Origin of the sequence: Pseudidiomarina sp. CB1, assembly GCF_024752025.1 — a bacterium.
In the GTDB taxonomy this organism is placed as follows: domain Bacteria; phylum Pseudomonadota; class Gammaproteobacteria; order Enterobacterales; family Alteromonadaceae; genus Pseudidiomarina.
Window position 1 is genome coordinate 1,185,294 of sequence record NZ_JANTPU010000001.1, and the last position, 19,805, is coordinate 1,205,098.

The 19,805-nt window shown below is 48.4% G+C and carries 19 protein-coding genes; 6 read left to right on the forward strand and 13 right to left on the reverse strand.

Features of this window, described 5'->3' with window-relative positions; all coding sequences use genetic code 11:
• Window positions 1–15: 15 nt before the first annotated feature.
• The 10 genes from pseI to rfaH form a co-directional block, all read right to left on the reverse strand.
• Window positions 16–1,068 (reverse strand): pseudaminic acid synthase, encoded by a 1,053-nt coding sequence (gene pseI / locus NV375_RS05715; RefSeq protein WP_258807273.1) that lies wholly within the window; start codon window positions 1,066–1,068, stop codon window positions 16–18.
• Entirely contained in the window at window positions 1,061–1,702 is a 642-nt protein-coding gene (locus NV375_RS05720; protein WP_258807274.1) for a formyltransferase family protein, read from the reverse strand. The genes pseI and NV375_RS05720 overlap by 8 nt, the downstream gene beginning before the upstream one ends.
• Complete coding sequence (gene pseG, locus NV375_RS05725) at window positions 1,692–2,780, reverse strand: UDP-2,4-diacetamido-2,4,6-trideoxy-beta-L-altropyranose hydrolase (protein WP_258807275.1); 1,089 nt, start codon at window positions 2,778–2,780, stop codon at window positions 1,692–1,694. Before pseG ends, NV375_RS05720 begins: the two co-directional genes overlap by 11 nt.
• Window positions 2,777–3,469 (reverse strand): pseudaminic acid cytidylyltransferase, encoded by a 693-nt coding sequence (gene pseF, locus NV375_RS05730; RefSeq protein ID WP_258807276.1) that lies wholly within the window; start codon window positions 3,467–3,469, stop codon window positions 2,777–2,779. Before pseF ends, pseG begins: the two co-directional genes overlap by 4 nt.
• Window positions 3,466–4,626 (reverse strand): UDP-4-amino-4,6-dideoxy-N-acetyl-beta-L-altrosamine transaminase, encoded by a 1,161-nt coding sequence (gene pseC, locus NV375_RS05735; protein WP_258807277.1) that lies wholly within the window; start codon window positions 4,624–4,626, stop codon window positions 3,466–3,468. The genes pseF and pseC overlap by 4 nt, the downstream gene beginning before the upstream one ends.
• Complete coding sequence (gene pseB / locus NV375_RS05740) at window positions 4,626–5,624, reverse strand: UDP-N-acetylglucosamine 4,6-dehydratase (inverting) (protein ID WP_258807278.1); 999 nt, start codon at window positions 5,622–5,624, stop codon at window positions 4,626–4,628. Before pseB ends, pseC begins: the two co-directional genes overlap by 1 nt.
• A gap of 195 nt (window positions 5,625–5,819) precedes the next feature.
• Window positions 5,820–8,039: a polysaccharide biosynthesis tyrosine autokinase gene (locus NV375_RS05745; RefSeq protein WP_258807279.1), complete on the reverse strand. Its 2,220-nt coding sequence runs from the start codon at window positions 8,037–8,039 to the stop codon at window positions 5,820–5,822.
• Window positions 8,021–8,479: a low molecular weight protein-tyrosine-phosphatase gene (locus NV375_RS05750; protein WP_258807280.1), complete on the reverse strand. Its 459-nt coding sequence runs from the start codon at window positions 8,477–8,479 to the stop codon at window positions 8,021–8,023. Before NV375_RS05750 ends, NV375_RS05745 begins: the two co-directional genes overlap by 19 nt.
• A gap of 131 nt (window positions 8,480–8,610) precedes the next feature.
• Window positions 8,611–9,753 (reverse strand): polysaccharide export protein, encoded by a 1,143-nt coding sequence (locus NV375_RS05755; RefSeq protein ID WP_258807281.1) that lies wholly within the window; start codon window positions 9,751–9,753, stop codon window positions 8,611–8,613.
• Between the two features lie 170 nt (window positions 9,754–9,923).
• Window positions 9,924–10,439, reverse strand: a complete 516-nt coding sequence (rfaH, locus tag NV375_RS05760; protein WP_258807282.1) for a transcription/translation regulatory transformer protein RfaH — start codon at window positions 10,437–10,439, stop codon at window positions 9,924–9,926.
• Window positions 10,440–10,714: 275 nt separating this feature from the next.
• Here rfaH and NV375_RS05765 point away from each other — a divergent pair, with 275 nt between their 5' ends.
• Together NV375_RS05765 and NV375_RS05770 are read left to right on the forward strand one after the other, a co-directional pair.
• Complete coding sequence (locus NV375_RS05765) at window positions 10,715–11,029, forward strand: hypothetical protein (RefSeq protein ID WP_258807283.1); 315 nt, start codon at window positions 10,715–10,717, stop codon at window positions 11,027–11,029.
• Between the two features lie 22 nt (window positions 11,030–11,051).
• Window positions 11,052–12,428, forward strand: coding sequence for an MBL fold metallo-hydrolase RNA specificity domain-containing protein (locus NV375_RS05770; protein WP_258807284.1), 1,377 nt, complete (start codon window positions 11,052–11,054; stop codon window positions 12,426–12,428).
• Here the strand turns inward: NV375_RS05770 and asnA are convergent.
• Complete coding sequence (gene asnA / locus NV375_RS05775) at window positions 12,366–13,373, reverse strand: aspartate--ammonia ligase (protein ID WP_126771285.1); 1,008 nt, start codon at window positions 13,371–13,373, stop codon at window positions 12,366–12,368. The genes NV375_RS05770 and asnA overlap by 63 nt on opposite strands.
• Window positions 13,374–13,536: 163 nt before the next feature.
• On the opposite strand from asnA, the gene asnC reads away from it, so the two are divergent.
• Window positions 13,537–13,983, forward strand: coding sequence for a transcriptional regulator AsnC (gene asnC / locus NV375_RS05780; protein ID WP_126771287.1), 447 nt, complete (start codon window positions 13,537–13,539; stop codon window positions 13,981–13,983).
• Here the strand turns inward: asnC and galE are convergent.
• Entirely contained in the window at window positions 13,980–15,014 is a 1,035-nt protein-coding gene (gene galE / locus NV375_RS05785; RefSeq protein WP_126771289.1) for a UDP-glucose 4-epimerase GalE, read from the reverse strand. The genes asnC and galE overlap by 4 nt on opposite strands.
• A 316-nt stretch (window positions 15,015–15,330) precedes the next feature.
• Window positions 15,331–16,977 (reverse strand): diacylglycerol kinase family protein, encoded by a 1,647-nt coding sequence (locus NV375_RS05790; RefSeq protein WP_157980870.1) that lies wholly within the window; start codon window positions 16,975–16,977, stop codon window positions 15,331–15,333.
• A 346-nt stretch (window positions 16,978–17,323) separates the two neighbouring features.
• Between NV375_RS05790 and cysC the strand changes: the two genes are divergently transcribed.
• From cysC to cysD, 3 genes are all read left to right on the forward strand, one after another.
• Window positions 17,324–17,923, forward strand: a complete 600-nt coding sequence (gene cysC, locus NV375_RS05795; protein WP_258807287.1) for an adenylyl-sulfate kinase — start codon at window positions 17,324–17,326, stop codon at window positions 17,921–17,923.
• A gap of 15 nt (window positions 17,924–17,938) precedes the next feature.
• Window positions 17,939–18,712: a 3'(2'),5'-bisphosphate nucleotidase CysQ gene (gene cysQ / locus NV375_RS05800; RefSeq protein ID WP_258807288.1), complete on the forward strand. Its 774-nt coding sequence runs from the start codon at window positions 17,939–17,941 to the stop codon at window positions 18,710–18,712.
• A gap of 187 nt (window positions 18,713–18,899) precedes the next feature.
• Window positions 18,900–19,805: a sulfate adenylyltransferase subunit CysD gene (gene cysD, locus NV375_RS05805; RefSeq protein ID WP_258807289.1), complete on the forward strand. Its 906-nt coding sequence runs from the start codon at window positions 18,900–18,902 to the stop codon at window positions 19,803–19,805.

Here is a 19,805-nt window from a genome sequence, read left to right on the forward strand (position 1 = left end):
TAAATAAATTCATATTCACCGTAAAAGCAAATTCATTTGCACTGGGCTATTTGCTTTTATGTCAGATATTAATCGGCATCCAATTACTTCCTTTAGATATTTTGGAGATATACCATATCCGGGTCGCACGCTTTTGATAGAGTTAGCGGTTATAATATCGCCTGCTTTCATATCCTTAATAAAATAGAGTGAACGTCGAAACTTAACATTACCTTGTTCACTCGATTTACGCCCATAATCAACTTTGCCTAACGAAGATTTAGCTGTTTTAGCGTCACGACACAACGCAGCAAGCTCCAAAGGCTCCAATGAAAAACTATCATCTGGTCCTCCACCATTACGATCAAGAGTAAAGTGCTTCTCGATGATTGCAGCACCCAACGCTGCACTGACAATTGCAGTTGTGTTATCTAAAGTGTGATCCGACAAGCCAGTCAATACACCAAAGCGCTGTCGCATATCCACAAGTGTTTTCAAGTTGTAGTCTTCTGCCGGTGCCGGATAACCGCTGACACAGTGCAAAATTGCCAGTTCTTTACAACCCGCTCCTCGTGCCGCATCTATTGCCTCCTGTATTTCTTCGTCATTGGCCATGCCTGTCGAGATTATCATCGGTTTACCAGTTCTGGCGACATATTCGATTAAAGGTAGATCAACGGCCTCAAATGAAGCAATTTTATATGCTGGCGCATTAAGATCCTCTAGCAAATCAACAGCGGTGTTATCAAATGGCGAGCTAAACATAGTGATACCTACTTCACGAGCTTTGTCGAAGAGTGGCTTGTGCCATTCCCAGGGAGTGTGCGCCCACTCATATAACTCATAAAGCGTACGTCCCTTCCAAAGACCTTCCGTGATCAAAAAATCCGGCTTATTCGAATCCAAGGTAATCGTATCAGGCCTGTATGTTTGTATTTTTAATGCATCAGCGCCGGCCTTTTTGGCTTCTTCAATAATCTTAAATGCGGTTTCAATGTCTCCATTATGGTTGGCTGACATCTCAGCAATGATGTAAGGGGCGCTTGACTGATTGATTTCACGCCCAGCGATTGCAAATGGCTTAGTCATCTACTTTCTCCACTGTCAGCTTGTATTTTTTTCCATGTATTTCGAATATGGCAGGATAACGTTGCGGGTCACACACACGCAGCAAGTCGAATTGTTCCCGAAGGGTTTTATCAATATTTAGGGTACTGTCTTGAGGTGTTCTCTTGCGATAATAGCTACTGTTCGAATCATTCTGCATAGAAGGAACGATTTGTCCGTGTCGCTTAATCGCCTCTTCCATTAAGGTCACTTCCGTTTCAAATAGCGCCTCATTGATTTCATCCCATAGCCAATCGGGCAAAACTTTGAAGGTCTTTTTTAACCAAATACGGCCGGTATCAACAGGCTCATCCGCCTCAAGTAATGAGACTGTGATATGTGATGCACCTTCGATTATTTGCCAAATATGTGGGCTCCAGCCCCTCCCTTTCGGTAGGTCACTAGCATGAACGACCAATGTGTGCTTGTAATTCTCTCGGTCTTTGGGCTTAATAAGATCTGAGCACGATACCAAGAAAAGTATGTCGCCATGAGTTAATTCAGATTTACTATGAATGATGTCAATATCTGCCCACTCTGACATTTTCGTCTGCCAGTCTCGCACTCTTGGAATAACTGGGTGTTGCGGGTTTGAGATTAAAATACTAACTTTCACTATACCGCTCCAGCACATTAATCAAGTGTATTACGCCGCTACCGTCACAAACTGCTTCTGCTCGTTCAGACATTAAACGCATCTCAACCGGATCTTTTAACAAGCCTTCGATTGTCGAGGTGATATTAGCGACTCCAACTACTATCGATGCTCTTGCCTTTTCTAGACCTTTCGCGATTCCTTTCTGGTTATCAGCCAACACCAACATAACAGTAGGTAGTCCGAGACAACAACGCTCCCAAGAGGTACTCCCTGCAGCACCGATCGCTAAATCTGTGTGACTCATCACTTCAGCCATATTAGTTACACCTTGTATGACCGTAACGTCAAAGCGGGACAGCGCTGCTTGACCTTGTGATTTTTCTAACCAAGGGTTCTGTTGGCCAAGCACCACCGTCAACTCTACTGAGTCGGACAAGGAGCTCACTTCAAGTGCATCTAAAACATCACCGGTAACGTTGTCTTTATCTACCCCGCCAAGACTGATAAGAATCTTACGGAGTTCCGTTTGCTGGACGCGACGGGCTAGGCTTTCTTTCCGCCATTTCACAAATTCAGGGCGGAGCAGCGCATATTGTGGGCCAATCATTCTCAGGCATTTATGGGGTAGTAATCCATCATAATCACCTGTTTTGCGACCAATATTTTGGTCAAGTAAAACATCACACTGGTGCTCCCTGTCAGCCAAGTCATCGATGACCAAAATATGGCGACAAACCTTACGAAGTCGCTTCTCCCACTGAGCTCCAATCCCGTAATGGTCAACAACCAGCCAGTCACAATCACTTCGGTCCAATGCCGACAACGTTTCTTCGCTGTCCTGTTGTTGTCCGCATGGAAGCCAATGTGAATGAGAATATTCGTCAATATCTGTCGTCAGATCTGAATATAACTGGGGAAGGACACGTACGATGTAACCTTTACTTTTAATGAGGTTAATTAAGTGCCCAGGCTGTTCACGCACAATAAATTCACATTCGTGTCCCTGAGTTTTAAGTGCATCGGCCAACGTTAGACAACGCATAGTATGCCCTGATCCCATTTCCAGGGACGCATCTACTCGAAAGACAACTTTCATTGCCCTGCCTGCATAGCTTTAAACAACCATTCGGCGCGTGCCCAATCCTCCGGCGTGTCAATGTCCTGAACGCGGTGCCGCGGCAGTTGAAGTAGTCGGGCAGCTGTAGAAAAAATTGGACGGCGTTCAAGCCAAGCGTCACGGACTCCCCAGTAAAACTGTCCCGCATCATGCCAAGCTTCAACTAAATCCTGTGAGCGAGTATTAAAATTCTCGGGCTGAAACATAGAAACCCGCCCTTGGTCATCAACTTTTAATGCTCGTTGAATAGGAAACGCATAAGTGGTCGCCGAAAATACATAATCCGCAAATGAGGTTTCTATCAAATTCTTTGCCCTACGCAAGTCATCCGCGCAGATAAACGGGGCCGTTGCGTACAAGCAACAAAGATACTGGACATCGTAACCCCGCGTCGCCAACCATTCAGCAGCATGTTTTATCACATCCGTCGTACCAATATAATCATCTGACAAGCTTGCAGGTCGTTTGAATGGTACCCATGCGCCGTACTCTCGAGCAACCTCTGCAATTTCATCATCATCTGTTGATACAATGATTTTATCAAAGCAATCACTCGCTTTGGCAGCCTCAATTGACCAAGCAATCATCGGCTTACCGTAAAACATTTTGATGTTTTTGCGAGGAATTCTTTTACTGCCACCACGAGCAGGAATTACGGCGATATTCATGCTGATAACGCCGCCTTTAACGCATCTATCACGATGTGCTGTTCTTCTTTTGTCAAATTTGGGTACATCGGTAGGCTGATGGCTTCATGATAATAGGCCATAGCGTTAGGGAAATCATCTGCAGCAAATCCCATGTGCTGATAATAGGGGTGTGTGTGTACTGGAATGTAGTGCAAATTCACGCCAATTCCTTTTTCACGCAACGACTCAAATACCTCCTGGTGTGAGCGGTTTATCTGCTCACGATGTAATCTAATTACATATAGATGAAGTCCTGAATAACTGTCCGAGTGCTGGAACGGTATCGTCACGGGCAAGCTGTTTAACAACTCATCATAGATTTTTGCCAACTCATGCCGTTTGCTGACGTACTCATCCAGTCGCTCTAGCTGACTCAACCCCAACGCAGCCTGAAGTTCTGTCATGCGGTAATTAAAGCCCAAGTCAACTTGTTGATAATACCAAGGCCCGTCACTTTCATGGGTCATTTTATCTTGATCGCGGGTAATACCATGACTCCTCAACAAGTTCATTTTTTCCGCTAAGACTTTACTATTGGTGAGCGCCATACCGCCTTCCGCCGTCGTAATGATTTTTACTGGATGAAAGCTAAATATTGTTATGTCACTGTAACGACAATTACCGATGTATTCCCCCCGATATTTACCACCGATGGAGTGAGACGCATCTTCAATAATCTTGACACCATATTGATCTGCTAACGCTTTTATTCGCGACATCTCACAGGGTTGCCCGCATAAATGCACGGCCACCAAAACTTTCGGGAGGCGATGATGGGCAGCGGCATGCTCGAGCTTTGTCTTTAACGCACTGACGCTCATATTGTAAGTGTTCGGGTCAATATCAACAAAGTCAACACTCGCACCGCAATATAAACCACAATTCGCCGAAGCAACGAAAGTAACCGGTGTTGTCCATAAGATATCACCCTGGCCCAATCCAAGAGCTAGGCAGGCGATATGCAGCGCTGATGTAGCACTGTTTACGGCCAGTGCATATTCAGCACCAACTTTTTGGGCTACTGCCTGCTCAAACGCAGGAACCTGAGGCCCTTGCGTCAAAAAGTCAGACTGCAATACCTCGATGATCGCATCAATATCTTCTTGACGAATGTCTTGTTTGCCATAAGGAATCATCAAATTTTGCCTATTTGTTCAAAATTACGTGAAAGCCATCCTTTTAACTCTTCATCTGACATCCATTCAGTGTTGTTGTCACTCGAATAAATAAAACCATCGGGAACCCGTTCTCCATCTTTGATACGATTGGCGTCCTTATCCCAGTCATGGATGGCTGGAAGAATTTTGTAATGCTCCGCATACTCGTAAGTATAGGGGGCATCCTCAAAACCGATCATTTGCTCATGCAGCTTTTCTCCAGGCCTGATACCAACAACCTCTTGCTTTGCTTCAGGCGCGACAACTCGAGCAACGTCGGTAACTTTCATCGACGGAATTTTTTTAACGTAGATCTCTCCGCCAACCATATCCTCGAACGCATGCCATACAAGTTCTACCCCCTCCTCTAACGAAATCATGAAACGTGTCATACGATCGTCTGTAATTGGTAAGACACCTTGGTCACGAATCGACATAAAGAATGGAATTACCGAGCCTCTAGAACCCATAACGTTACCGTAGCGTACTACGGAGAATTTAGTGTCATGAGAACCCGCATATGAGTTTCCTGCAACGAATAACTTGTCTGAAGCAAGTTTTGTCGCGCCATAAAGATTTACGGGACTACTTGCTTTATCTGTAGACAATGCTACAACGCCTTTAATACCTTTATCGATACAGGCATCGATTACGTTCATGGCGCCGTTAATATTCGTCTTCACACATTCAAACGGATTGTACTCCGCGGTAGGTACAATCTTCGTAGCAGCTGCGTGCACAACGTAATCAACTCCATCTAATGCTCGATACAGGCGTTCTTTGTCTCGGACATCACCAATAAAAAATCGGAGACGCTCATCGTTTGGAAATAACTTAGCCATCTCCCACTGCTTCATTTCATCACGGGAAAATACAATGATTTTCTTCGGCTTGTACTTTTCCAAAGTCATTGGAATAAATTTGTGGCCAAAGGAGCCCGTGCCCCCTGTAACTAATATAGTTTTATTTTCGAACATGTCTTACCTATAAAATAGATGAAGTCGTTAAATGGAATTAATAACTCTCGAGGGTTACCTGGATACGTTGATATCAAGCAAGGAGAAACTTCGTGATTGTAGGAGTTGTTGGGGAGCGCAGGGCTTGGTGTTTTATATGTCGCATGGGCACCGAGGTGAATTTACGGTGGATCCGTGGTAGAACCACGGCTACGATTACGCGTCTGTCGACTTATAGCTGTACCCGTAAGAATACCCATAACCATAATACCGACTCGCTCGGCGCTGCACGCCGTTCAAAATAACCCCACGAATATCCACGCCGTTCTGCGCGAAGCGCTTCACCGTGGCTTCGACTTCTTTCGCTGGAGTTTCGCCAAAGCGGGCTACGAGCAAACTAGTACCTACGTAGCGACCAACAATCGCAGCGTCAGTTACAGCTAGGATTGGTGGTGTATCGATCAGTACGTAGTCGTAGTGTTCGTTTACTTTACCCAGCATTTTCTCCATGCGCGGGTGCATCAACAATTCCGATGGGTTCGGAGCTGCGGTGCCGCGCGAAATGAAGTGCATGTTCGGCACCTTCGTTTTGTGGATCACCGTCGACAGGTTGTTCTTGTCAATTGGGCCACCATCGGGTGACTTATCTACGCTCGCCAAAAAGTCTGACAAGCCGTACTTGTTGGAAACTCCTAACGCGGTATGCAGATAACCACGACGGATGTCACCATCAATCACCAGTACGCGCTGCCCTGCTTGCGCCAGCACGGCGGCAAGGTTCAGGGTCACAAAGCTCTTACCGACACCGGGCGCTGGGCCTGACACCATAATGACCTTGTTCTTGGCTTCAAGCATTGCAAAGTGCAAGCTGGTGCGTAAACCACGTAGCGCCTCAATGGCCAAGTCTGCGGGATCTTCCAGCGCCAAGAATGGTAGGTCGTGCACTTCTTTCGTGCGCCGTACCAACTTGCCAAGTTTCTCATTTAAATCGACTTGTGTTGGGCTTTCCGGTACGGACGCATAAACATTAATGCCCAGTTCTTCTAGCTGCTCAGGCGTTTCTACGCCGCGATTCAACGCCGCCATCAAGAACACCCAGCCGACGCTCACCATACCGCCGAGCATGGTTGCCAGCACCACAATCAAGGCTTTCTTTGGCGCCACTGGCTCAGGGTTGGTCACTGCTTCGTCCAGAATTCGTACGTTGCCTACGGTACCGGCTTTCAGCACGTTAAGCTCTTGCATACGATTCAACAACTGCACGTAAATCTCTTGCGACACTTCAACGTCACGCGCTAAACGCAACACTTCTTGTTGGGTTTCTGGCAAGTCGCCCACCTGGTTGTTGATCTCTTCTTGCTCTCGAATCAACTGGGCTTTTTGCTCGAGAAGTGACTGATAGGTTGGATGCTCTTTGGTATATAAACGTGACAGTTCTTTTTCTTTGAGCTCAAGTTCGTTCAGGCGCTTTTCGATTTCGACCACACGCTCAAGTAAGCTTTGCGTTTCAATGGAGAGGTCAACGGACTGACTTAAGTTACGGTATTGGTTCAATTTATCTTCAGCAGCGGTCAAATTACCCTTAACTTCAGGTAATTGGCGTTCGATAAACTGCAGGCTGTTCTCGGCTTCCGCCGCGTTACGGCGGATGTTCTGCAGCATGTACTCTTGCGCGATGGCATTCAGCACTTGTTGCGCATACACGCTGTCAGGGTTTTGGAAGCTGGCACTAAGAATACCCGTTTGCTTGCCGCGCTCACTGACGCTTAGGTCTTGTTGCACGTCACGAATCGTCCGTAGCCGATTAGCTTTGGTCAGCACGAACTCGTAGGTATCGGTCAGCACCGCGTCGTTGAGCATCAACTCAAAGCCGTCCATTACCGCCAACTGGCCGACTTGCCCAGCCAGCACGAGCTCGCCTTCTTCGTCACGAACTTCGTAGTGCTTGCCGTTGTCAGCAAATTCAAGCTGCAGCGGCTCCCCTTCGTAGCCTTGCGGCACATTAAACGTGCTAATGCTGAGCTCATCTTGCCCAGGAGTGCGACGTGCCAACCAGCCGCCGATGAACGGCATATAATCTGGCGTAACTTGATAGGTCAGCTGCAACTGGTCCACGACAGCACCAATCACCATACGCGATTTCATGATCTCGATTTCAGTGGCAGCTTCGCTGTCACTGGTGAACATTTCACCAAACTCGTCACCTAACGCTGGCAGGCCGCTCGATTTTTTCTCAACTTGCAGCATAGCATCGGCTTGATAGATAGGGGTCGACAAAATGGCGTAAGCTACGCCGCAGACCATGAACAGAAACGTTACACTGATGATCAGCCAACGGCGATCAATTAATAGACCAAATAGCCGGCCTAGATCGATTTCGTCGTCATTGCGGTCGCTAGATTGTTGCACGGGGGTGTTCACAGTCTTTTTTTCCATTCGTTACAGCTCTTTTCAATGAGATCAAATACGTGTTGGTAGACTTCGTCACTACGTTTGTAGGGATCCGGAATGTCCTTCCCACCTAGTTTTCCGTTATCCGCCAGCCATTGCCCTAATAACATGGTTTTGGCCATGACTTCTGGGTAGCGTTTCCCAATATATTGACGATGTTCGTTTTCCATCACCAAGATCAGGTCAAATTGACTTACCAATTCTCGGTTGAGTTGTTGCGCTTCGTGCTCGGCAAAACTGTAACCGTTGGCTTCGGCGATCTGTCGCGCTTTACTGTCCATGTCCCAACCTTTGCCATCTTTGACCATGGCTGTAATGCCAGCGCTGTCGATATGTTTGTCAGGTAGCGCCTCTTGCAGCATAAACTTTGCTGTTGGGCTACGGCAGATATTGCCTAAGCAGACGACGAGGATTTTATTAAACATGGTTTCCCGTAGCGTAGCCCGCAGTTCTACTGCGGGTCAGGTTATAACGTTTCGCGGTGGGTGTTGTTTTAACATGCACCGCGGTTGTGGGTGGTTGGACCCGTAGTAGAACTATGGGCTACCCATTACCACTAATTCGAGATGTCATCCGAGAAACGACCGATGCTATATAGGCCCGTGATGGACGGCAGCAATTGACTGATCACGCGGTTCCAGCGTGCTACCGGTGCTGCGGTCACGTACACAATATCACGTTGCTGCAGCTCGAACTGCTCGGCCATGACTAAAGCTATCGCGTTTTCGGCATTTAACTGATAAACCTGAGCGAGTTTGCCGCTGTCCGGTTCAGCTTGGCGAATAACAAAAATACCTGATGCATCGGCACTCGTTTCAAACAATCCGCCAGCTTCCGCTAATGCTTCAGCTAGGCTCATTCCACCCTGTCCCATTATGTACGACTGCGGTTTACGTACTTCTCCTAGCACAAATACTTTATTGTCATCATTACGTGCCACATGTACCACATCATTCTGTTGCAGAAGAATATTCTCTGCGGTATTACCCGCTTGATACAGTTCGCGCAGTTTGAAGGTGCGAACAGAGTTGCCACGGGTTAAAGTCACCTCATTCCAATTTGCAAGTTCACTTAGGCCACCCGCCGCATTCACCGCTTCAATCAAAGTCATGGGCACGTTGGTAATTGGCACCGTCCCGGGTTTTTGAACTGCACCAGTCACGTAGACTCGCTGACTACGAAAGGCCGCTACGGTAACATCCACCTGTGGGCTTTCAATGTACTTAGCCAACCGTTTCGTTATATCTTCTCGAATCTCTGTCACATTCTTACCACTAACCCGTACCTTGCCAATATACGGATAAAAAATAGTGCCATCATTGTGCACCCAGTTACCTGCTTCGGCAGCACTACGCATAGAGCCGGCAGGTATAGTTAGTTCAGGGTGATTCCATACGGTAATGGTTAGTACATCACCACGCCCTACTTTATAGTCATAGTTACTACGAGCTTGTTCGAGTGAATTGTTTACTTCTGGTCTGGTTTGTGGAACTTCTAATTTCTCCAATAACTTCGGTGAAATCTGATAAACGTCAACCAATTGCATTAATTCATCTTCACTGAATTCACGCTCATAATCACTGCTGGAGTCGTTGCCCTCGCCCCCTTTAATAGTATTCGATATGTGCCCGCCGGGAGCTACTGCACATCCACTAAGTAGAGAGGCTAGAAAGATGACCGCTGTGAGTTTTTTATTCATTATTATTGCACCCCTGATTGGATTATCCCAGTTTCGAAGCATCTCGCTGCAGACAAGCTACCGCCCGAGGGTTACCGCTCCTCATCGCGCTCCATTTTATGGAAGATTAGAATGTAATCATGACATTGAGAGCGATTATTCCATGCCCATTTGATTTATTCTACTTTTGATTAACGTTTTACATCCGACAGCTCAAATTCTGCTCGAATTTTTTTATGCAAAATATCGAGCAATACAACGCATCTCGACGGCCCGTCAAGCTTCACGACTTCAGCAAACAAGCCTTTAAAAGGCCCCTTGAGTATCTCTAGCTTATCACCAGGCTGCGGCACAAGATGTCGTTGCAGTTGCTTAACTTCTGTAAAATCACCGCTCAACGTTAACATTTGCATTACAGTCTCATCTGACATCCATGCAGGAGAGCCGCCAAACTTTACCAGTTTTGCCACTCCAAACGTACTACGAATCTTGTGGAAACTGTGTGATTCATCATGTAATTTTACGAAAATATAACCGGGAAAGAGCGGCTCGAGGGTCGGAGTACGTTTACCACGCTTGATCCGCTCAAGCGTGAGCATAGGGAGGGCCACTCCAAAGTTTTGATTTTCAAGATTCGCGCGCGCCCGATTTTCCTGACGCGGTTTCGTTTGCACTACATACCAGAAATCACCAAAAGTCTCGTCCATACAGAAATGTCCCCGAGTCCATCCATTTCAACTATTAGCCAATAGTGTACATTTCAAGTGTCAGTACACCAACTATCAACATAAGTTAGCGTACGACAACCTCTTGAAGTAAGCCAAAAAAATATTGGTATCCACCTCATACCATGTTATCTTTTTGTGTTGTTCGTGTAGCATGTTATGGATAAACCCACTAAAGAAGGATCTTCTCTCCCATGAAACTACTGCTGATACTATGCTCCTGTATCGCATTATTAACAGCGTTTTGGGTTGCAAACATGTTCGTCTGGCTATTTGTTGGACTTGGACTGATTTGCGCATTAAGTTTAGGCATAGTACAGCGTCATAGTGAACTCTCGAGCCTCGTTGCGAGCGCTTTCTTCATCGCCAGCGGTTTTACCGCTTTGCATGTGACGATTACCAGCATGGCAAGCAGCTCGGTTAGCCCACAGGTGACCACTTTTGCCGCTCCTGTGGTATTGATCCTGACGTCCTCCTTGCTCTTCTGTGTAGCAATGGTCGAGCGTCATGCCGCAATGAGTGATGATGCGCCTTTGGGTGAGAAAACCACGTTAAAACGACGAATGCTGTAAACACTGAATTGGAGGCTGCCCTTTGCCCGCAGCACGCAGCGTTATTCATCACGGCGCCTTTCAAGGTGTCACCGGTTCGTGTCATCAGTTGTTTCTCACTGATGTAGACTCGGTATTGATTGATTGCGGGTTGTTTCAAGGCGTTGAGAGCTCAACCGGTTCGTCGGGTTCAGCGTTAGCGCCGGCAATTGATTTTCCGCTCGATTCAGTACGTGCACTGGTGGTTACCCACACTCATATTGACCATGTCGGTCGTATTCCTTATTTATTGATGGCCGGGTTTCGCGGTCCGATTTACTGTACGCGCGCGACTGCATTACTGTTACCGTTAGTGATTGAAGACGCGCTCCGATTGGGTCTCACTCGCGACGCAACATTAATCGCTTCAGTACTTGAGCTGCTGCGTTCATTACTCATTCCAGTCGATTATGATACCTGGCTAGCTTTAGAAGTTGGCGCAGCGGTAGGGGTTCATCTTCGCTTTCGCCAAGCCGGTCATATTCTCGGCTCAGCTTACGTCGAGTTTGAATGGATAAACGGCGCCGATCCCGGCTTTCGCATCGTCTTTTCCGGCGATATCGGCTGTCGCGGTACACCTTTATTACCCGATCCAGAACCACTTGAGCGTGCCGATATCCTGTATTTAGAAAGCACCTATGGCGATCGTTTACACGAGTCACGCCGCGACCGCGAAGAGCGACTGCGCAAGGTCATTGAGCGCTGTGTGGCTGATGGTGGCGCTGTACTTATACCGGCCTTCAGTATCGGCCGTACCCAAGAATTGCTGTACGAAATCGAGGACATCATCGCCACCCATGGTTCCTTTTGGCCAGCAATCACAGTTATCTTAGACTCGCCAATGGCCGCCGCTTTTACCAATCTGTACCAGGAGCTAAATAGCCTATGGGACGCTGAAGCGCTCGCCCGTAATGCAAGTGGCCGCAATCCATTGGACTTTGCTCGCTTACATGTGGTCGAAAGCCATGCCGAGCACGAACGCGTCGTTAATTATCTGCGTAGTACTGGCGACCCCTGCATCGTCATCGCAGCCAGCGGCATGTGCGCAGGCGGCCGTATGCAAAACTACTTACAAGCACTCTTGCCGGATCCGCGTACCGACGTCGTTTTTGTTGGCTACCAAGCCGAGGGCACCCCTGGTCGCGAAATCCAAGAATATGGCCCGCAAGGCGGTTACGTCGTCCTCGATGGCGAGCGCATTTCGATTCGCGCTGGCGTGCACACCCTTGGCGGCTACTCCGCTCACGCGGACCAACGCGAATTACTCGACTTCGTCTTAAATGCCTCGCACGTTGGCCGCGTCCGCCTCATTCACGGCTCACCCAGCGCTCAACAAGCCCTCACGGCTCTGCTCCGTCAACACCACATCACCAGCCCCTAGGTGTGCCGTTGGCGCCTGAACCAGTTGAATATGTTCCTGTTGCAATAGCCACATTGTCACACGCGACTGCCCGATACCTCCGCCAATCGTGGTTGGGAATTCTCCTGCGATAAGCTTTTTATGCCAAGGAAGATCTAGGGAAGGTAGCGCGCCCTTCAGGGCCAGTTGCTTGACCATCACCTCTGGAGTGACGCGTATCCCCATCGACGAGAGCTCTAGGGCATCATCTAAACCTTCGTGCCAAACCAGTAAATCACCGTTTAAACCATATAAACCGTCATCGTTGGCGGATGTCCAATCATCGTAATCAGCGGCTCTATCATCGTGCTTGTCACCATCACTTAACACACCGCCAATGCCAATAATAAAAACCGCTCGGTGCATACGCGTTATTTCTCGTTCACGCTGTTTTGCAGATAAGTTCGGATACATTTCACGCAGCTCTTCACTATGAATAAAAAATACCTCATCAGCATAACTGTCGCGCCAATGCTCAGTGGCAATAGCCGCTTCTCGTAGCGCTGAATAGATCGCCCGAACTCGGTCTTTTAACGTGGATAAAGTTCGCATCTCTGCAGCAACAACCTGCTCCCAATCCCATTGATCAACTTGAACGGAATGACGCGAGCTCAAAGACGCTTCATCAGGTCGCAGTGCTAACATATGAGCAATGACCCCCTCGCCCGGTTGCGCTTGATACTTTGCTAAAATTGCACGTTTCCATTTCGCTAACGAATGCACAACCTCATACTTTTGTCCTTCAGCACGGACGACCAAGCTCACCGGCTTTTCATGGCCACTAAGCGTATCTTGTAAACCACTTTGGCTAGGTACAATGAGTGGAGCCTGAACGATAGCTAGATTTAGTTTTTTACATAGCCGTTGGGTGATTTCATGTTTAAGCGCATAAGCCTGAGAATGCAGTTTTAATTGAGTTATAGACATGGTTCTTTCCTTTCATTAATTGTTTTGTCTATAATCTTCCCAAAACCGGTAAAACTTCAATAGCATTTAAAACATAAAGGTATACAACAATATTTTGATTAATATAAAGTGCATTTGGTGATACTTTATTTATTTTTATAGTCGGTAGAGGTGGATAATTTAAATGATCGATAATCTGGATAAATTCATCATGCGCACACTGCAGCACGATGCTCGTGTTTCATACGCCGAAATCGCGAAAAACAGTAACGTCAGTCCAGCCACCATTCATGTTCGCATCGAAAAGCTGCGCAAAGCTGGCTATATAGACGGCACCCATGTCCACCTCAATGCCAAAAAGTTGGGTTATGACGTTTGCTGCTTTATCGGAATTAACTTAGCGCGAGCCGGTGATTACCCTAGCACATTGAAGAAACTTGAAGCGTTACCAGAAGTTGTTGAAGCACATTATACGACGGGGCAATACAGTATTTTTATTAAAGTGATGGTCCAATCCATTAGCGATTTACAGCAACTTTTGATTGAAAAAATTCAACCCATTGATGAGATACAAGCAACAGAAACCTTGATCAGCCTGCAACAGCCCATACTGCGCCAAGTTTCAGTTTAACTGCGGTGCGATTCCGTATCGTCACTTTTATGGTCACGTAAGTTTCGCAACTGCCAGTTCCACGTATCGCGCATCATGTCGTCTAGCGAGTAACTGGCACGCCAGCCAAGCCGCTCTGTCGCATAAGTCGGATCAGCATAACACTGCGCAGTATCGCCGGGCCGACGCGCTACGACTTCATAAGGAACAGTGCGCCCAGACGCCGCTTCAAAGGCTTTTATCATTTGCAACACCGACACCCCAACACCGGTACCCAGATTGACCACGTCGTAGCCCCGAGACTCGAGCCCTTGCAGTGCCGCCAAGTGTCCTTTGGCCAAATCAACAACGTGGATATAGTCACGCACGCCAGTGCCATCTGCAGTCGGGTAGTCGCCACCATAAATTGGTACACGCTGCAACTTGCCACTCGCTGCTTGCACGATTTGCGGCATGATATTGGTCGAAGCCGCGCTGAACGTTTCTCCTATGAGCCCTGACTGATGTGCTCCTACGGGATTAAAGTAGCGCAAAGCAATGGCCGCCCACTCAGGATCAGCGTCGCAAAGGTCGGCAAGCAACTGCTCAACCATGTATTTCGATGCGCCGTAGGGATTTGTCGTCGCGCCCGTCGGACTCGATTCTTTCAATGGCACCGATTGCGGTTCGCCATAGACCGTCGCCGACGAAGAAAAAACAAGTTTTTTGACACCGTGCTTCGCCATGGCCTGACAAAGTTTTAAAGTGCCAACAAAATTATTCTCGTAGTATTGAAGTGGGTTCTGAAGACTATCAGCTATCCCTTTTAAACCAGCAAAATGAATGACAGCTTCGATGTGATACTGCGAAAACACCTGGTTCAGTAGTTCGCTATCGCACACGTCACCGGTAATCGAAACCAGTTTACGGTCGGTGATTTTTTCAATCCTACACAGATTGTCTTGTGAACTATTGCAGAAGTTATCGAGGACAACCACCTCACTTCCACGGCTGAGTAATTCGACAACCGTGTGCGAACCAATGTAGCCGGCTCCGCCTGTCACTAGGATCATCGGTGGTAAATTCCTTTCTCGTTGATACTGAAAATGAACTTGGCAGGATTCCTTGTCACGATTCCTTGTCACGAAGGGAGGCCTGCTCTCCCTTCGTGACCCCTATGACTTCACACCTCTGGCATCCATGCCAGCGCTGTTCCATAGCTTGGTGCAGAATAGGAAGCCTTACTTCACTATTCAGTTAAAACAACGCCATACAAATCAATAAAATAGATTGTTTGTTCAGCATTATTTGAGTTAACCTTACATGAATAAAATCAAAATTGGAACAACTTGTTAACACCAAAAAAACATTGATCCTAAGCAGCTTCTCTCAATATTCAGCTTGTTCTGGAATCAAGATTTTAAGTGCTCTCGCTTCAAGCGAGACACGCAACTCATCATCGCAGTACACCTCACCGTCAATCACATACTTTACTTTAGAACCATCAGCATGGCGAACGATAACCGACTGCGCCTGAGTATGCCCAGTATTCGTGCCGATACTGTCCTCGGTAAGTCCTGAATAAAGCAGCTCGAGCAAACTCAATACGTTTCGTTCACCAGATTCTTGTGGTTCGAGCCAGGTCAAATCGAGCTTGCCGTCATCCATCATCGGGTTACCTCGGCCCTGCGCCAACAACGTCGTCAGTGGCGCGGCATTGGCAATAATTAAGCTGCTCGTTTGCCACGTTTCAAATGGCTCGCCGTTCAACGCCACCTCAAGCTCCATCACTTTATTCTCGTTGACCGCTTGCCATAACCCGCTCAAGTACGCCAGCTGTCCAAGTTTATCTTTAGCCTTGCGATCAGCCTTAGAAATCATCTGTTCTTCAAAGCCCACCGCAGTGCACAGCAGCATCGGTTGGTCATTCACAATGCCGACATCAACTGCGTGACAGCGCCCCTCAATGACCGTGGCGCACGCTGCATTAACCGGCGAAATTTTCGAACTCAGACCCCACAATGCCTGGCTCAATGAGTTCGCCGTACCCATTGGAATAATGGCCATGACCACATCGGTATTTCGGAGCACACTTGCTACCTCGGTAAGCGTACCATCACCGCCAACCGCAATGACCAATTCAGCACCCTGTTGCAGCGCAACCTTGGCTTGTTCTGCAGCACTCGTTTCTTCTGTCGTTTCAAGTACCTTCGTTGCAAAATAAGGCGCTAGAAAGTCGAGTATTTTATCCCGTTCCTGCCCCCATTTGCCGCCGCCAGAAACTGGGTTTGCGATAATCCATACAGCCTTCGCCAACATAGGTTTATTGCTCGCAGCAAATTTCTCGAGTGCACGCTCTTGCAAACTATTGAGGCGTGCAATTGAACGCTCACGCTGAATTGACGCCAGCACTTTATCTACGCTCTTTGCATCCGTTCGCATAAGCATATAGGCAGCAACCATGAACACGGAACGTCCACGGCCAAGCGCGCAGTGTACCAACACCTTACGGCCTTCATCATGCTGGTGTTGAATCCACTGTAATGCTTCATGAATTTGATGATCGGATGGCGCAACATGATCAAGCACAGGCAAGTTAAGATACGTCATTTCTGCTTCTTCAGAAGCCCAGTCCAGCGCATCAAACTCAGCCGTCACATCAAGAATCGCACGGATGCCCTCGTGTTTGAGCTGTTCTACATCAGACGCGAACAAGCGACGACCAACGTACAAGCCATCTGACACTTCATGCCATGCGGCGACGTTATCGCGGCGGCGCGCCAACCAGTTGTAAATGCTCACGCCAGCTAAGAACGGAAACAGCAACCACCTAATATACCAAGGAATTCTGCCACCTTGCCGCTTACGAAATACGCCCGCAATGTTAAACCAATAGGCAGCCGAAATAAGCGACAGCGCCACAACGCACCACAACAACACTACCTTAGCGAGCCAAAAAGGCGTGTAAATGGCAGCAAACAGCGCCACTAGAGCACCAGCCAAATAAGCCGTTGGAACCTCGGGGCGGATGTGCATATCAATACTCCTTACAAAAGAGAGGGCTGCCCTCCCTTTTGTAGCACAAAATGCCGCCGACCTCCCGAATCCGAGTAGCCTACCTCCGACCCGTTTGAAGTAGCCCGCAGTTCTACTGCGGGGGGAGAGTCGACCCGTTTGAAGTAGCCCGCAGTTCTACTGCGGGGGGAGAGTCGACCCGTTTGAAGTAGCCCGCAGTTCTACTGCGGGGGGAGAGTCGACCCGTTTGAAGTAGCCCGCAGTTCTACTGCGGGGGAGAGTCGACCCGTACTAGAAGTACGGGCTACACATATGTGCCGCATGTCGCTATGATACGGGGCTTGATGCGCAGAGAGATGCAAAAGAAATGAGCACAAACAATATTGTGTGGCACAACCACCAAGTGGCGCGCGAACGGCGCGCCGCGCAAAAGCAGCAGAAACCTGTCGTGTTATGGTTCACGGGACTTTCAGGTTCCGGTAAATCGACGATTGCCAATGCCGTCGACGAAATGCTCAATCGTAATGGCAACCACACCTACTTGCTCGATGGCGATAATATCCGCATGGGCCTCAGCAAAGGCTTGGGGTTCACTGAAGAAGATCGCATCGAAAACATCCGCCGTATCGGCGAAGTCTGTAAGCTTTTTGCTGACGCTGGGCTGATTGTACTGAGCGCTTTTGTCTCACCCTTTGCCAAAGACCGTGAGCAAGTGCGCGAGCTACAACACGTTAACGAATTTATTGAAATATTCGTGGATACTCCTTTAGAAACCTGCGAGCAACGCGACCCTAAGGGGTTATACAAAAAGGCTCGTGAAGGCGCGATTCCAAACTTCACGGGGATCAGCTCACCTTATGAGGCTCCCTCGAGCCCTGAAATCCACATCAAAACCGCCGAGTTGAGCATTGAAGATGCCGCCCAGCAGGTTATCGACTACCTACGTACTCACGCCTACATCGATTAAATTAAGGGACTAAGAATGCTAAGCCATGACAGCTTAAAAGAACTCGAAGCCATTGCACGCAAAGCCGGCGACGCGATTATGAAGATTTATGATGCGCCAGATTTCGAAGCGCGCATTGCGGTGCAGGCCAAAGGTGACGACAGCCCTTTGACTCAGGCTGATTTAGCCGCGCACGAAGTGATTAAGGCCGAACTTACCAAGCTATCCGATAAAGTCCTTGCTGATTTACCGCAATTGTCGGAAGAGTCGGCCAATATTGACTGGCAAGAGCGTCAGCAATGGGACACCTATTGGCTCATCGACCCACTAGACGGCACGAAAGAATTTATTAAGCGTAACGGCGAGTTTACTGTCAACATCGCCCTCATCGAGAAAGGGCAGCCCGCCGCTGGGGTGGTGTATGCGCCAGCGACGCAGACCATGTACAGTGCCGCTGCCGGCAAAGCCTACAAGAATGGCGATGTTATCAAGGCGCGCCAAGATGCCGACCCAGCGACGCTGAAAGTTGTTGGTTCGCGCTCGCACGCTTCACCCGACATGCAGGCGTACCTTGATCAACTCGACAAGCCTTATGAAATGGTGCCAATGGGTAGCTCGCTGAAGTTGTGCTTAGTGGCGGAAGGTGAAGCGCACCTGTACCCGCGTCTTGGGCCGACCAGCGAATGGGATACAGCCGCAGCACATGCCGTGGCATTGGCTGCGGGGGCAGAGGTGCTCACCCTCAACGGTGAACCGTTGCAATACAACCAGAAAGAGTCGCTGTTGAACCCCTACTTCATTGTGAAGTAGCCCGTACTTCTAGTACGGGTCTAACCACCCACCGACTCGGTGCTAGTAACAACCATCCCAGTGTACCCCGTAGCTCCCCCGCAGTAGAACTGCGGGCTACATGGATTCCGAACATTCCCCGCAGTAGAACTGCGGGCTACATATATGTACAATCAAACGCAATCGAGAATGCTGTAGGGATGCGAAAATGAGTAAAAAACTGACCCACCTTAAGCAACTGGAGGCGGAGTCGATTCATATTTTCCGCGAGGTGGCCGCCGAGTTTCAGAATCCGGTGATGCTGTATTCTGTCGGTAAAGACAGTTCTGTGTTGCTCCACTTAGCGCGAAAAGCATTCGCACCAGGCAAGATCCCCTTTCCACTGATGCACGTCGATACCACGTGGAAATTCAAAGAAATGATTGCGTTTCGCGACCGCATGGCGAAACAACATGAGTTTGAACTCATTACCCACAGCAACGCAGAAGGCATCGAGCAAAACGTCGGGCCATTCAGTCACGGCAGCGCCGTGCACACCGACATCATGAAAACTCAAGCACTCAAACAAGCCCTCGACAAATACCAGTTCGATGCAGCCTTCGGCGGCGCCCGGCGAGACGAGGAAAAGTCCCGTGCGAAAGAACGGGTGTACAGCTTCCGCGACAAGAAGCATCGCTGGGACCCGAAAAACCAGCGCCCAGAGCTCTGGAACATCTACAACGGCAAAGTCCACAAAGGCGAAAGCATTCGCGTGTTCCCGCTTAGTAACTGGACCGAGCTCGACATCTGGCAATACATCTACTTAGAAAATATCGAAATCCCAGAACTGTATTTCGCCAAAGAGCGCCCTGTCGTGCAAAGAGATGGCACACTGATCATGGTCGACGACGACCGTATGCCGCTTGAACCCAACGAGAAACCAGAACTGAAAATGGTGCGTTTCCGCACCCTCGGCTGCTATCCGCTTACTGGTGCCGTTGAGTCCAGCGCGGCGACATTACCAGAAATCATTCAAGAAATGCTGCTCACCACCACGTCAGAGCGCCAAGGCCGTGTTATCGACCACGATAGCGCCGGTTCAATGGAGAAGAAAAAGATGGAAGGGTATTTCTAA

Excerpts from the sequence above, each read along its gene's own strand:
- pseF (WP_258807276.1), bottom strand. The coding sequence starts at position 3,469 with ATGAATATCGCCGTAATTCCTGCTCGTGGTGGCAGTAAAAGAATTCCT.
- rfaH (WP_258807282.1), bottom strand. The coding sequence starts at position 10,439 with ATGGACGAGACTTTTGGTGATTTCTGGTATGTAGTGCAAACGAAACCG.
- NV375_RS05765 (WP_258807283.1), top strand. The coding sequence starts at position 10,715 with ATGTTCGTCTGGCTATTTGTTGGACTTGGACTGATTTGCGCATTAAGT.
- pseI (WP_258807273.1), bottom strand. The coding sequence starts at position 1,068 with ATGACTAAGCCATTTGCAATCGCTGGGCGTGAAATCAATCAGTCAAGC.
- NV375_RS05745 (WP_258807279.1), bottom strand. The coding sequence starts at position 8,039 with ATGGAAAAAAAGACTGTGAACACCCCCGTGCAACAATCTAGCGACCGC.
- cysQ (WP_258807288.1), top strand. The coding sequence starts at position 17,939 with ATGCTAAGCCATGACAGCTTAAAAGAACTCGAAGCCATTGCACGCAAA.
- asnA (WP_126771285.1), bottom strand. The coding sequence starts at position 13,373 with ATGTCTATAACTCAATTAAAACTGCATTCTCAGGCTTATGCGCTTAAA.
- galE (WP_126771289.1), bottom strand. The coding sequence starts at position 15,014 with ATGATCCTAGTGACAGGCGGAGCCGGCTACATTGGTTCGCACACGGTT.
- asnC (WP_126771287.1), top strand. The coding sequence starts at position 13,537 with ATGATCGATAATCTGGATAAATTCATCATGCGCACACTGCAGCACGAT.
- cysC (WP_258807287.1), top strand. The coding sequence starts at position 17,324 with ATGAGCACAAACAATATTGTGTGGCACAACCACCAAGTGGCGCGCGAA.
- pseB (WP_258807278.1), bottom strand. The coding sequence starts at position 5,624 with ATGTTCGAAAATAAAACTATATTAGTTACAGGGGGCACGGGCTCCTTT.
- NV375_RS05790 (WP_157980870.1), bottom strand. The coding sequence starts at position 16,977 with ATGCACATCCGCCCCGAGGTTCCAACGGCTTATTTGGCTGGTGCTCTA.
- NV375_RS05750 (WP_258807280.1), bottom strand. The coding sequence starts at position 8,479 with ATGTTTAATAAAATCCTCGTCGTCTGCTTAGGCAATATCTGCCGTAGC.
- pseG (WP_258807275.1), bottom strand. The coding sequence starts at position 2,780 with ATGAAAGTTGTCTTTCGAGTAGATGCGTCCCTGGAAATGGGATCAGGG.
- NV375_RS05755 (WP_258807281.1), bottom strand. The coding sequence starts at position 9,753 with ATGAATAAAAAACTCACAGCGGTCATCTTTCTAGCCTCTCTACTTAGT.
- cysD (WP_258807289.1), top strand. The coding sequence starts at position 18,900 with ATGAGTAAAAAACTGACCCACCTTAAGCAACTGGAGGCGGAGTCGATT.
- pseC (WP_258807277.1), bottom strand. The coding sequence starts at position 4,626 with ATGATTCCTTATGGCAAACAAGACATTCGTCAAGAAGATATTGATGCG.